This is a genomic window from Streptosporangium longisporum, assembly GCF_039534895.1.
Taxonomy (GTDB): domain Bacteria; phylum Actinomycetota; class Actinomycetes; order Streptosporangiales; family Streptosporangiaceae; genus Streptosporangium; species Streptosporangium longisporum.
In genome coordinates, this window is the sequence record NZ_BAAAWD010000031.1 from 126,749 (window position 1) to 139,843 (window position 13,095).

The 13,095-nt window shown below is 72.9% G+C and carries 11 protein-coding genes; 6 read left to right on the forward strand and 5 right to left on the reverse strand.

The genetic code is table 11. The annotated features are described in order from the left end of the window. Position 1: 1 nt before the first annotated feature. From ABD832_RS40350 to ABD832_RS40360, 3 genes are read right to left on the reverse strand one after another with little or no spacing between them, the layout of a single operon-like run. Complete coding sequence (locus ABD832_RS40350; protein WP_344907636.1) at positions 2 to 970, reverse strand: ABC transporter permease; 969 nt, start codon at positions 968 to 970, stop codon at positions 2 to 4. After that, complete coding sequence (locus ABD832_RS40355; RefSeq protein WP_344907640.1) at positions 967 to 1,974, reverse strand: ABC transporter permease; 1,008 nt, start codon at positions 1,972 to 1,974, stop codon at positions 967 to 969. Before ABD832_RS40355 ends, ABD832_RS40350 begins: the two co-directional genes overlap by 4 nt. Positions 1,975 to 1,980: 6 nt before the next feature. Beyond that, complete coding sequence (locus ABD832_RS40360; RefSeq protein ID WP_344907643.1) at positions 1,981 to 3,846, reverse strand: ABC transporter substrate-binding protein; 1,866 nt, start codon at positions 3,844 to 3,846, stop codon at positions 1,981 to 1,983. A 372-nt stretch (positions 3,847 to 4,218) separates the two neighbouring features. Here ABD832_RS40360 and ABD832_RS40365 point away from each other — a divergent pair, with 372 nt between their 5' ends. The 3 genes from ABD832_RS40365 to menC are packed head-to-tail and all read left to right on the forward strand — an operon-like array spanning position 4,219 to position 7,528. Next, positions 4,219 to 5,508, forward strand: coding sequence for a M20 family metallopeptidase (locus tag ABD832_RS40365; RefSeq protein ID WP_344907646.1), 1,290 nt, complete (start codon positions 4,219 to 4,221; stop codon positions 5,506 to 5,508). Continuing rightward, positions 5,505 to 6,431 carry a GNAT family N-acetyltransferase gene (locus tag ABD832_RS40370; RefSeq protein WP_344907649.1) on the forward strand — a complete coding sequence of 309 codons (927 nt, stop codon included), beginning with the start codon at positions 5,505 to 5,507 and terminating at the stop codon, positions 6,429 to 6,431. Before ABD832_RS40365 ends, ABD832_RS40370 begins: the two co-directional genes overlap by 4 nt. Next, positions 6,428 to 7,528 (forward strand): o-succinylbenzoate synthase, encoded by a 1,101-nt coding sequence (gene menC, locus ABD832_RS40375; protein ID WP_344907654.1) that lies wholly within the window; start codon positions 6,428 to 6,430, stop codon positions 7,526 to 7,528. The genes ABD832_RS40370 and menC overlap by 4 nt, the downstream gene beginning before the upstream one ends. A 39-nt stretch (positions 7,529 to 7,567) precedes the next feature. Here menC and ABD832_RS40380 read toward each other — a convergent pair whose 3' ends face one another. Beyond that, positions 7,568 to 8,893, reverse strand: coding sequence for a serine hydrolase domain-containing protein (locus tag ABD832_RS40380; protein ID WP_344907656.1), 1,326 nt, complete (start codon positions 8,891 to 8,893; stop codon positions 7,568 to 7,570). A gap of 293 nt (positions 8,894 to 9,186) precedes the next feature. On the opposite strand from ABD832_RS40380, the gene ABD832_RS40385 reads away from it, so the two are divergent. Further along, complete coding sequence (locus ABD832_RS40385) at positions 9,187 to 10,284, forward strand: cellulose binding domain-containing protein (RefSeq protein WP_344907659.1); 1,098 nt, start codon at positions 9,187 to 9,189, stop codon at positions 10,282 to 10,284. 107 nt (positions 10,285 to 10,391) lie between these two features. On the opposite strand, the gene ABD832_RS40390 is transcribed toward ABD832_RS40385, so the two are convergent. Continuing rightward, entirely contained in the window at positions 10,392 to 10,943 is a 552-nt protein-coding gene (locus ABD832_RS40390; protein WP_344907661.1) for a ferritin-like domain-containing protein, read from the reverse strand. Positions 10,944 to 11,045: 102 nt separating this feature from the next. Here ABD832_RS40390 and ABD832_RS40395 point away from each other — a divergent pair, with 102 nt between their 5' ends. After that, positions 11,046 to 12,149, forward strand: a complete 1,104-nt coding sequence (locus tag ABD832_RS40395) for a YihY/virulence factor BrkB family protein (RefSeq protein WP_344907664.1) — start codon at positions 11,046 to 11,048, stop codon at positions 12,147 to 12,149. Between the two features lie 194 nt (positions 12,150 to 12,343). Beyond that, the gene (locus tag ABD832_RS40400) at positions 12,344 to 13,093 is read left to right on the forward strand and encodes a DUF4097 family beta strand repeat-containing protein (protein WP_344907667.1); all 750 of its coding nucleotides are present in this window, start codon (positions 12,344 to 12,346) and stop codon (positions 13,091 to 13,093) included. Positions 13,094 to 13,095: the final 2 nt, after the last annotated feature.

A 13,095-nucleotide genomic window follows, 5' to 3' on the forward strand; every position in this document is an offset into this window, starting at 1 on the left:
GTCACTCCTCCCGCAGGCGGGGGTTGAAGATCTCGTCCATGGCGTCGACGACGAGGACGATGCCCAGGGTGAGCAGCAGGATCGCCAGCAGCGGCGCCAGCATGTACGGCAGCGCGGCGGTCGTCGTCAGCGCGCCGCCGCCGAACACGGCGAGGTTGAGCATGACGCCCCAGTTGTTGGCGTCGAACGGCAGGACGCCCAGGAAGAACAGGCCCACCTGCGCGTAGACCGCGCCGGTCACCGCGATGAGCATGTTCATCGCGATGAACGGGGCCATGCTGGGCAGCAGTTCCCTGCCGATGATGTGCCGGGTGGACAGCCCGAGCCCGCGGGCCGCCTCGATGAAGCCGCGCTCGCGCAGCGAGAGGGTCTGCGCCCGTACGGCGCGCGCCACCCCGCCCCAGCCGAGGAGTCCCAGCACCAGGCCCATCTGGAGCGGGCCGGTGAACTTCCACACGGTCGAGAGCACCAGCAGCAGCGGCAGCGCGGGGATGGTCAGCTTCATGTCGGTGATGCGCATCAGCACGCTGTCCCAGCGTCCGCGCCGGAACCCGGCGAACAGCCCGACCGAGGTGCCCACCGCGACCGTGATGACCGCGGTGACCAGGGCGGTCAGCAGGACGTACCGGGCCCCGGTGACCACCAGCGCGAGCACGTCGGTGCCCTCGAAGTCGGTGCCGAACGGGTGGGCCCAGCTCGGTGCCGCGTAGAGGGCGTCGTCGTCGCGGGGCAGCCGCGCGGGGTACAGCAGCGGCCCGAAGACGCCCATGAACGCGAACACGGCCAGGATGGCCACGCCCACGATGCGGCTGGGCTTGCGCCGCAGGACCCGCAGGACGCCGCGCCGGAAGTTGCGCCGCTGCGTGGCGCGGGCGCCCGGGGTGCCGGGGACACCGGGGCCCGGGACCTCGGCGGTGCCCGGCGCCTCGGGTGTGCCGGACGCGCCGGGGATCACGGTCGGTGCGGTCATGAGGCCCCCTGTCCCGAGCGGACGCGCGGGTCGATCGCGGTGTAGAGCATGTCCGCCACGATGTTGGCGATGACGATCGCCACCGTGATCAGCAGGAAGGCCCCGCCCATCAGCGCGTAGTCGCGGTCGGTGACGCTGTTGAGCAGCAGCAGGCCCAGCCCCGGATAGGTGAAGATCCGTTCGATGAAGATGGCGCCGCCGAAGAGCAGGCCCAGCGAGAGCGCCAGGATGGTGAAGAGCGGCAGGATGGCGTTGCGCGCCACGTAGCGGAAGATGACGCCGCGCCGCATGCCGCGCAATTCGGCGGCAAGGATGAAGTCGTCGCCCAGCACGGTGACCACGCTCGACTTCATGGCCAGGATCCAGCCGCCGTATCCGGCCAGCGCGTACGTCAGTACCGGCAGCGTGGCGTACTGGATCAGCGAGCCGACGTAGGCGGCGTTGAGCCCCGGCTCCAGCGTGACGTCGGCCGTCCCGCTCGCGGGGAAGATCGGCAGCAGGGTGGTGAAGGCCGCGCTGAGCAGCAGCGCCAGGACGTACTGCGGCAGGCCGTGCAGGAGCGAGCCGGAGACGGCCAGCGCGTCGCCCAGCCTGCTGGAGCGCTTGATCGCCGCGTAGACGCCCAGGATGATCCCGACCGTGAAGCTGAGCAGCGTGCCGACGAGCACCGGCAGGATCGTCCAGGCGGCGGCCGAGGCGAGCAGGGTGGTGACCTCGGCGCCGGGGACGCTCAGCGACCGGCCGAGGTCGAGGTGGAGCAGCCCCCTCATGTAGTCGGTGTACTGCTCCCACATGGTGCCCCGGGGCATGAAGCCGTACATCACCGCGGTGGCGCGCTCGGCCTGCTCGGGCGACATGCCCTGCTCGACGAGCTTTTCGTAGCGGGCCCGCATGGGGTCGCCGGGAATGCTCCTGATGATCACGAAGCTGATCGTGGCGACCACCAGGATCATGGCGAGCCCGCGGACGAGGTGGCCCGCGAGGCGGCGTGCGATGACCGTCATGTGCGGCTACTTCCTCTTGATCATGCCGAGTTGGAGCCAGACCCCCGAGGTGAGGCGCAGCGCGTCGCTCTCGTCGCCGGGGAAGCCGCCGAACCGCGTGGTGTTGACCACCTGCGTGTTGACGTAGTCCCACAGCTGGATCACCGGCAGGTCCTGGTTGGCGGCCCTGGCCAGGATCGAGACGATCCTGCGCTGCTCGGCCTCGGGCGCGGAGTTCAGCCTGACGGCCAGCGCGCCGGGGTCGATCCTGCCCTCGCCCGCGACCTCGACGGTCTCGGCGCCGCCCATCCAGTTGCCCTCGGTACCGGCGGGGACGTGGCGGAGCCTGCCGCCGAAGAGCTTCCAGCCGTTCTGGGCGCCGTACAGGCGCTGGAAGATGTTGTACGGCGCGGGCCCGAGCGCCACCAGCCAGAAGCCCACGTCGTACTTGCCGGCCGCCATCTCCTCCAGGTAGAGGGGGTAGTCGGCGGTGGTGACGACCTCGGCGTCGATGCCGGCGTCGTTGAGCTGGCTGGTGACGGCCTTGGCCCCGGCCAGCCAGTCGGAGAAGGACGCGGGCACGTTGATGGTCATCTTCCACGGGGAGCCGTCGGGCAGCGTCCACCTGCCCTCGGTCTTGCGCATGCCCGCGGCCCGCAGCTCGGCCTCGGCCCTGGCCGGGTCGTGCCGGTAGGGCTCCAGGGCGCCCACGCCGCCACCGCCGACAGCGTCGCCGCCGTCGCCGTCGCCGTCGCCCAGCCAGGCCTGCGCAGCCCGCTGGTGCAGGCCGGAGGTGGTGACCGAGGCGGTGCCGCCCTCGGGGGAGGCGACCTTGGTGACCTGGGCGCGGTCGATCAGGTGGGCCAGCGCGCGGCGGACGTGCACGTTGTCGTAGGGCTTCCTGGACTGGTTGAACGCCAGCCCCTCGCTGACCGGCGAGTAACCCCTGACCACGACGTTGCCGGGCGTGCGGGCGATCCTGCGCATCACCCCGGCCGGGACGGCGGTGAAGGGCGCGTGGTCCAGCCTGCCGGCGACGAGGTAGTTCCAGACCTGCTCGTTGCCGGTGTAGTTGAGGATGCGCACCTGGTCGGCGGCCACGGCGGCGGCGTTGTGGAAGTACCTGTTCTTGACGAGCAGGGCCTCGCCGGGGTTGACGCGCTTGAGGACGAACGGCCCGGCCGAGACGTCCCGGGGCGGGGCGAAGGTGATGACCTTCTCGGCGAGGGCGGTGATCCCGGCCCGCGCGGCCCCGGCCCCGGGGGCGTCACTCTGGGCGACCTTGAGCCGCTGCCAGAAGTCGGCGGGCAGCACGGACCCCCAGACGTGCTTCGGGACGATGACGGTCTCCATCACGCTGCGGACGAACGTGGCGCTCGGGTTCGCGGCCGCCTGGGTGATCTTGATCGTCCGCTCGTCCAGGATCGTGATGTCGGAGGCGGTGCCGGCCGCGGAGGGGTCGAGGGCGTAGGCGGTGCCGCCCTGGGTGTAGGCCACCCCGATGGAGAACCTCACGTCCTCGGCGGTGATCGGCCTGCCGTCGGACCAGCGGCCGTCCGGCTGGAGGTTCAGCGTGATCGAGGACTGGTCGGGAGCGATCTGCCAGCTCCGCGCGACCCCCGGGTAGAACAGGTTCGGATCGGTCAGGTGGTTCTTGGTCCACCCGAGCCACTCGGCGTTGTACCCGCGGAACGCGTTGCCCTTGGGGTTGTACGGGTTGATCGGCGCGTTCGCGTCGATGCCCGGCTTGAGCGCGTCGATCGTGGTGAAGACCGCACCGGCGGGGTTTCCGGCGCCCCCGGCGGCTCCCGGGGTGTTCCCGGCACCGCCACCGCACGCGGCGGTGACGGCGGCGAGACACAGGGAGGCCGCGGCCGCTGCTGTTCGCTTCATGAACCGCTCCGTGGGGTGTTCGTCGAGGTCAGAGGCATGGAGAGGGGGGCGGGGGTGTTGTCTCGGACCCTACGTTCGACCTGGCGGCCCCGTCAATTATCTCCACTTCGATGGCAAAGCTTGTAACTTTCCTTCATAATCGCCCGCCGGTGCCCGGCGCCTCCACGGCCCCGGCGGGCACGGGCCTGCGGGCGGATCGCGCGACCCGGGACCGGCCTCCGGCGGGCTCCGGCCCGGCACCCCACCGGCCGGTGGGCAGGGAGCCGCCCGGACGGGTGCCGCGGCCCCGCTCGCCCCGAAGGGGATCTGATGGGGTGCGCCGCCCCGGCCTGTCGTACGGTCGTGGTGAGCGCCGAACCGGAGGACTGGCACGTGTCCGTTGAGCCCCGCCCGCACCACCCCCGTCGCCCCGCCCCACCGGACCCGCCGAGCCCCTGGAGCCCGCGGAGCCCGCGGAGCTCGGAGGACCCGCCGGACCTGGACGTCATGCTGGAGGACCTGCGGGAACTCGTCCTGTGCGAGTCCTTCTCCGCCGACCACGGGGCGGTGGCCGCCGGCGCCGAGGTCGTCGCCGGGCAGGGACACGGCCGCCTCGGCGCGCGGCCCGAGACGATCGTGATCGACGGGGTCACCCACCTGCGGTGGACGTTCGGCACGCCCAGGGTGCTGCTGCTGGGCCACCACGACACGGTCTGGCCGGTCGGCACGCTGCGGACCCACCCCTGGTCGGTCACCGGCGGGATCGCCAGGGGGCCGGGCGTGTTCGACATGAAGGCCGGGCTGGTCCAGATGTTCCACGCGCTGGCCTCGCTGCCGTCCCTGGAGGGGGTGTGCGTGCTGGTGACCGGGGACGAGGAGGTCGGATCGCCGTCCTCCCGCGCGCTGGTGGAGGAGTCGGCGCGCGCCTGCGCGGCCACGTTCGTGCTGGAGGGCAGCGCCGACGGCGGCGCGCTCAAGATCGCGCGTAAGGGCACGTCGATGTACGAGGTCGTGGTGCACGGCCGGGGCGCGCACGCCGGGCTCGATCCGGAGAGGGGCGCGAACGCGGGCGTCGAGCTCGCCCACCAGATCCTCGCCGTCGCCGGGATCGCCGGCCGGGTGAACGGCGACCCGCCGGGGACGGCGGGCGGCCCGGAGCCGGGCACGCCTGACAGCCTGGAGCCGGGGACGGCCGGCGGCCCGGGGCTCGGGAGGACGACCGGCCTGGGACCGGTGACCGTGACGCCCACCCTGCTGTCGGGCGGGACCACGACCAACACCGTGCCCGCGCTGGCCCGGTTCGCGGTGGACGCCCGCGTGCCGACCCTGGACGCGCAGCGGCGGGTGGACGAGCTGATGAGGGCGCTCCGCCCGCACGTCCCCGGCACCCGGCTGGAGGTCCGGGGAGGCCCGAACCGCCCCCCGATGGAGCCCGCCTCCTCGGCCGGGCTGTTCGACCTCGCCCGGCGGATCGCCGCCGGGATCGGGCTCGCCCCGCTCTCCGGTACCGGCGTGGGCGGGGCCTCCGACGGCAACTTCACCGCCGGGGCGGGGTGCCCCACCCTCGACGGACTGGGCGCGGTCGGCGGCGGCGCCCACGCCGACGACGAGCACGTGATCGTGGCCGAGATGCCCGTACGGGCGAGGCTGCTGGCCGGGCTGATCGGGACGGTGCTCCGGTGAACGCCACCCCCGGCACCCCCGGCACTTCCGACATCCCCGGCGGCTCCGAGGGCTCCGGCGGCACTGGTTCCCCCGGCCTTCCCGTCCCCTCCGGCGGCCCCGGGGACCTGACGCTGCGCGAGCTCCACTCGATCGAGGAGTTCGAGGACGCCTTCCGGCTGTTCGACGCCATCTGGCGTCCCGACCCCGGCGCCGCCCCCGTCAGCGTGGAGATGATGCGGGCGCTGTCGCACGCGGGCAACTACGTGGCCGGGGCCTACGCCGGCGACCGGCTGGCCGGCGCGTCGGTCGGCTTCCTCGCGGCCCCGGCCGGGCAGGTGCTGCACTCCCACGTCACCGGCGCCGCGACCGGGCGCGGGATCGGCCTGGCCCTCAAGCTGCACCAGCGCGCCTGGGCGCTGGAGCGCGGCCTGGACCGGATCACCTGGACCTACGACCCGCTGGTGCGCCGAAACGCCCACTTCAACCTGGTCAAGCTCGGCGCCCTGCCCGAGGAGTACCTGCCGTCCTTCTACGGCGTCATGGACGACGCGATCAACGCCGGGGACGAGTCCGACCGGGTGCTCGCGGTCTGGCGGCTGACCGAGCCGCACGTCCTGGCCGCCGCCGGCGGACGGCCGCACCTGCCGCGGGTCCCGGCGGACGCGGTGGTCGGGCTGGGCGAGCGGGACGGCCGCCCGGTCGCGGGCCGGACCGATGCCGCGACGGTGCTGGTCACGGTGCCCGGGGACGTGGAGGCGCTGCGCCGCAGCGACCCCGGCGCCGCCGCGTCCTGGCGCCACGCGGTGCGCGACGTGCTCGGCGGCCTGCTGGCCGGGGGCGCCTGGGTGACCGGTTTCCATGACAGGTCCTGCTACGTCCTATCGTGTCGCCCGGACGGCGACGGCACCGAAGGGAGACGCGGCGCGGGCCGCAGACCATGAGAATCACCGGAATCGAGCTCAGGCGGGTCGCGATGCCGCTGGTCGCGCCGTTCCGCACCTCGTTCGGCACCGAGACCGAACGCGACGTGCTGCTGCTGCGGGTCGTCACGCCGGAGGCCGAGGGCTGGGGCGAGTGCGTGGCCATGTCCGATCCGCTCTACTCCCCCGAGTACGTCGACGCCGCCGCCGACGTGCTGCGCCGCTTCCTCATCCCGGCGCTGCCCGGCCACGTCGACGCCCACGGCGTGGGCCGCGCGCTGGAGCCCTTCAAGGGACACCGGATGGCCAAGGCCGCCCTGGAGAGCGCCGTGCTCGACGCCGAGCTGCGCGCCGCGGGCCGGTCCATGGCCTCCTTCCTGGGCGCCACCGCCGACCGGGTCCCGGCCGGGGTCTCGGTCGGCATCATGGACTCCGTCCCCGAGCTCCTGGACACCGTCGCCGGTTACCTCGACGAGGGCTACCTGCGGATCAAGCTCAAGATCCAGCCCGGCTGGGACGTGGCCCCGGTCCGTGCCGTGCGCGAGCGCTTCGGCGACGACGTGCCGCTGCAGGTGGACGCCAACGCCGCCTACACCCTCGGCGACGCCGCGCACCTGGCCCGGTTGGACGAGTTCGGCCTGCTGCTCATCGAGCAGCCCCTGGCCCACGACGACATCGTCCAGCACGCGCGGCTGGCCCGGAAGATCACCACCGCGATCTGCCTGGACGAGTCCATCGAGTCGGCCGCGCACGCCGCCGCCGCGATCTCCCTGGACGCCTGCTCGGTGGTCAACGTCAAACCGGGCCGGGTCGGCGGCTACCTGGAGGCCCGGCGCATCCACGACCTGTGCCGGGCCCACGGGATCGCCGTCTGGTGCGGCGGCATGCTGGAGACCGGCATCGGCCGGGCCGCCAACGTGGCCCTGGCGGCGCTGCCCGGCTTCACGCTGCCCGGCGACACCTCGGCCTCGCGCCGCTACTTCACCACCGACCTCACCGAGCCGTTCGAGCTGCGCGAGGGCCACCTGGACGTGCCCGTCGGTCCCGGCATCGGTGTCGAGCCGATCCCCGCCGTCCTGGACCGGGTCACCGTCTCCACCGAGTGGATCACCCTCTGAGATCGCCCGGGTGAGGCCGGCCGGGCCCGGGGCGGCGGCTCAGGCGACCCTGGGCGTGGCGCGTACGCCCATGTGCAGGTAGGGGGTGCCGTCGGCGAGCTCGTAGAAGACGACCGACTGCCACTGGGGGTCGCCCTCGAGGCGGCCGACGAAGGTGGTGCCGTCCACCGGGACCAGGTCGAGCTCCATGGGCGGGCGCAGCCCGGCGAGGCCCCCGGTGACCTCCCCGCGCAGGAGGAGCCCGCCGTCGCGGGCCGTCAGCGTCATCCGCATGCCCGTCCGCCGGTAGACGCCGGCGTGGCGCTCGACGTCGGCCGCGAACGGCTCGGCGGGCGGTCCCAGCACGGGCGGCACCGCCAGGCCGAGCAGCTCGCCGAAGAGCTCGGCGGCCACGGCCTGCCGGAAGGCGGCGGAGTGGCCGCCGTTGGCCAGCACGCACGCCACGACGTCCTCCTCGGGGATCACCCAGAGCATGGCGCCCTGGCCGATGGTGTTGCCGCCGTGGGACAGGACCCGCCGGCCCTGCCACTCGTCCAGCACCCAGCCGAGCCCCCACTGCCTGCCCAGCGTGTACGGGTTGGGGATGTCCACCTGCGGTTCCCACATGGCCCGGGGGTCGGCGAGCAGGCCGGTGCCCAGGTGAGCGCGGGCGAAGGCGACGACGTCGGCGGGACGCGCGCAGATCAGTCCGGCCGGGCCGCAGGAGCGCATCAGTCCCCAGGCCGGGGCGGGCGTGCCGTCCAGGTGGCCCATGGCGCCGCGGAAGCGCAGCACGTCCTCGGGCAGGGTCCAGGTGTGGGTCAGGCCGAGCGGCTCGATGATCTGCTCGCGCAGCGCGGTGTCCCACACCGTGCCGGTGAGGCGCTCGACGACGCGGCCGGCGATGACGAAGCCGGAGTTGCAGTAGGACTGGGTGGCACCCACCGGGTGGTTCTGCGCCAGGTCCGCGCAGGCCGCCACGTACCTCTCCACGCAGTCGTCGCCGCGGCCGGTGTCGAGGAACAGGTCCCCGTCGATGCCGGAGGTGTGCGAGAGCAGGTGCCTGATCGTGACGGCCGCGGTCGCCTCCGGGTCGGCGACCCGGAACTCCGGCAGGACCTGCGAGACGGGGGTGTCCAGCGTCAGCTCGCCGCGTTCGGCGAGGAGCATGATCTGGGTGGTGGTCCACAGCTTGGTGACCGAGCCGATCTGGAAGAGCGAGTCGGTGGTCGTCTCCACGCCGGTGGCCACGTTGAGCACGCCCGCGGCGAACTCGTGGACCTCCCCCTCGTGCAGGAAGGCCAGGCTCGCGCCGGGGACCTCGTACTCGGCGATCAGCTCGCCGAGCCTGGCGTGCCATCGGGCGGGGTCCGCCGTCTCTGCCATGGGGAGGGTCCTCGTCGGTTCCGGGAGCGGGCCGTCCTGCGGGTTCCCGGTGGCGGTGGGCGCTCCGGGTTCCTGGACGTCGGGTCCTGACGAGAACCTACCCCGCCGACCGGCCGGGAGGATCGATCGCTCCCGTCCCGTCCCGGCCCGGCCGCGGAAAGGGATCCGGCCGTTGAAAGTTACACCTCCGGCGGTGATCGCGTCGCAGGTCGGCCCGGCCCCCCGGGCGGCCCGCTTCCCGTCCCCACCAGGGGCCGCCTAGCATCGGCCCCCCATCGAGGCGGGAGCGGGAGATGCGAAGAACGACACGCGGAGGGAACGCGATTCTGGCGGTCACCACGGCCGTGGTGTCAGCGGTGGCGGCCCTGGGCCTTGTGCTGGCGGGCACCGCGACGCCCGCCGACGCGGCGGCCGTCAGGATCATGGCGCTCGGGGACTCCATCACCGGCTCACCCGGCTGCTGGCGGGCCACGCTCTGGAACAAGCTGGTGAACGCCGGTCACACGGGCCTCGACTTCGTCGGCACGCTGCCGTCGCAGGGCTGCGGCGTCGCGCACGACGGGGAGAACGAGGGGCACGGCGGGGCGCTGGTCACCAACGTGGCCGACCAGAACCAGCTTCCCGGCTGGCTCTCGGCGACCCGTCCCGACATCGTGCTGATGCACTTCGGCACCAACGACGTCTGGAGCAACCGCCCGACCGCCACGATCCTGGCCGCCTACGGCAAGCTGGTGGACCAGATGCGGGCCCAGAACCCCGCCATGAAGGTGCTGGTCGCCCAGATCATCCCGATGAACCCGAGCACCTGCGGCGAGTGCGCGCAGCGGGTCACCGCGCTCAACGCCGCGATCCCCGGCTGGGCCGCGTCCAAGAGCACCGCCGCCTCTCCGGTGGTGGTGGTCGACCAGTGGACGGGCTTCAGCACCGCGTCCGACACCTATGACGGGGTGCACCCCAACGCCTCCGGTGACCAGAAGATGGTCGACCGGTGGTTCCCCGCCCTGACGGCGCTGCTCGGTCCCACCCCCACCCCCACCCCCACCCCGACGCCGACTCCCACACCGACCCCCACCGTCACGCCGACGCCGACGCCCCGCGCGTGCTCGGCCGCGTACCGGACCATCGGGCAGTGGTCGGGCGGCTTCCAGGGTGAGGTGGCCGTCAGCAACACCGGCTCGGTGCCCATCACCGGCTGGACGGCGAGCTGGGCCTTCCCCGACCGGCAGATCAGCCAGTCGTGGAACGCCACGGTGACCCGGTCCGGGACCGACGTCTCGGCGAAGAACGTCGCCTGGAACGGTTCCCTGGCCCCGGGCGCCACCGCGACCTTCGGCTTCATCGCCTCGGGGACGGGCGCGCCGGTGTCCCAGGTGTCCTGCACGGCCGGCTGATCGCTCCGGCCACCGTCCGGCCACCGTCCGGCCACCGTGCGGCCGGGTCCCGCGACGTCACCGATCCCGCGGTGGCGTCGCGATCCCGGCCTGCGGGGACCGCGACCTCAGCCCTCGGAGGACAGCGCGCCGGGAAGGCGCTCCAGCAGGCTCTTCAGGTCGTCGGCGTGCTCCTCCTCCTGCGCCAGCAGGTCCTCGAAGACGCGCCGGGTGGTCACGTCGTCGTTGCCGAGCCAGTTGACGATCTCGGTGTAGGAGGCGATCGCGATCCGCTCGGCGATCAGGTCCTCCTTGACCATCTCGATCAGGTCGAGGCTGTCGTTGTACTCGGCGTGCGAGCGGGCGGTCAGCGTGTCGGGGTTGAAGTCGGGCTCCCCGCCGAGCTGGACGATGCGCTGGGCCAGCCGGTCGGCGTGCTCCTGTTCCTCGGCCGCGTGCTCCAGGAACTCGGCCGCCACCAGCCCGGCGTGCAGGCCCGAGGCGGTGTAGTAGTGCCGCTTGTAGCGCAGGACGCAGACCAGCTCGGTCGCCAGCGCCTCGTTGCACACCTGGATGACCCTGGGAAGGTCGGCGCCGTAGGCGGACGTGATAGGACCCTTGTCGATCTCCTGACGCGCACGCGCCCGGATCTCCTTGATATCTGTGAGGAATTCAGCCATGGGTCTGCCTTACCCAGATACGGGCTTTTATCAAGTGTTCTTGGCCACATCAAGAGGCAGACCCGTTCGTGGCCTCACTTTTCGGGTAGCGAGCGGTCCGAGATGGGAACAGCGACGAAGGTCCCGCAGACGCGGACCATGAACGGCGAGGAACTCTCCGCCGACCACGCCCTGACCGCCCTGCGCATGTACGGACGCTGGCACCTGGTCCGCGACTCCTTCGCCCGGTTCCGGTACGGCGAGGGCCTGACCAACTCCAGGGCTCTCGCCTTCCAGATCTGCCTGTCGATCATCCCCGGCGCCATCGCGATGGTCGGGCTGAGCTCGGTGATCAACCAGGAGGAGCTGGGCAAGGTGCTCGAGCTGGCCCTGAGCAGGATCGCCCCGGGCGCGGGGGTGGAGGCCGTCCAGGACGTGCTCTCCGACAGCCACCGGCAGGCGGGCCGCACCGGGGGCGCCCTGGCGCTCTGGTTCGGGCTCGTCACCGCCCTGGTCTCGCTGACCAGTGCCATGGCCCAGGTGGAGCGGGGGGCGAACCGCATCTACGGCGTCGAGCGGGACCGGCCGTTCCTGCGCAAGTACGCCAGGGCCCTGCTGATGGCGCTGACCGCGGGCGCCTTCATGACCGTCGGCTTCGTGGTGATGGTCGGCGGCGGCGCCATCAGCAGGGCCCTGGCGCAGGTCTACGACTGGGGCGACGGGACCGTCGACGCGTTCAACCTGGTGCGCTGGCCGCTGGGTTTCCTGCTCGCGCTGATGTCCAGCTCGGTGCTGTTCCGGGCCGCGCCGCGCCGCAGGCAGCCGGGTCACACCTGGCTCGCGTTCGGCGCCCTGGTCTCGCTCGTGCTGTGGACGGTCTTCACCCTGCTGCTGGCCCTCTACACCGAGAGCAGCGGCACCTTCGGCGCCACCTACGGCCCGCTCACCGCCGTGATGGCGCTGCTGCTGTGGTCGTTCCTCAGCTCGATGGCCCTGTTCCTCGGGCTGGCGTTCGCGGCGCAGCTGGAGGCCGTCCGCGCCGGGCTGTCCGCGCCCGTCGAGCCCGATCCCGGTCCGACCGCCGAGGAGGAGAGGGAGCCCCTGGTCGGCGCTGCGGGCGCGGCCGTCGTCGGCGTCACCAGGACGCTCGTGACGTCGCTGCGCGGGCTCCGGCCCGGCTCGCCGTCCGGACGCCGGTCGGACCCCGGCGACGGACCGGCCACCTGACGGGGCGGCGGACCGGCACCGGACGGGCCGTGTGACGGGTCGCGTGACCGCTCCGGCGAGGGCCCTGCTCCGGGCGCCTTCGGCGGGGGCGGTCGCGAGGGTCGGCCGAACGGCCGAGGCGTGGGGCCCGATCCGGGCGAAGGTCGGCCGAACGGCGGATACGCCTCCCCGGCCCGCCCGGCGATCATCGGTGCATGACGCGTAGAACCCCTTTTCTCCTGGCCGCCGGCCTGCTCGCCGTGACGACCACCGGTTGTGGCATGAAAGCCTCCTCGAACGCCCGCGACGAGGAGCGGCTCTTCCCGTACTCCGCGTCCACCCTGGTCATCGAGGCCAGGGGGACGCGCGTGCGGCTGGAACCCGGCACCGCGGGGACGGTCCGGGTGAAGCGGACGTTGAAGGGCACCCCCGCAAAGGAGGGGAACGCCTCCTGGACGATGGAGGGCGGCAGGCTCAAGGTGAGCGTCACCTGTTCCGGCATCGTGCTCGACAACTGCGAGTCCCGGCACACGGTGATGGTCCCGCCGGGCGTGGCGGTCGAGGTCGACAGCGACCAGAACGTCAGCGCGGTCCGGCTCGCCCAGTCCCTGAAGGTCAGGGCCGGCGACGGCGACGTGCACACCCGCGCGGTCTCCGGCCCGCTCGACGTGGTCACGACCAGCGGGAAGGTCGACCTGGAGGCGATCCGGTCGCCGAAGGTCACCGCGCGTTCCTCCGACGGGAAGCTCAACCTGGGCTTCGCCGCACCCCCCACCGAGGTCGAGGCGGTCTCCGGCAGCGGGACCGTGAACATCGTGCTGCCGAAGACCGCCGACACCTACCGCGTGCGGGTCTCTAGCCGGAACGGGCAGGCGACGACGCGGGTCCCGGAGAGCCGGGACGCGAAGCGGTCCCTCGTCGCCCGCTCCGACCACGGGAACGTCCGCGTCCGCCACGCCACCTGACG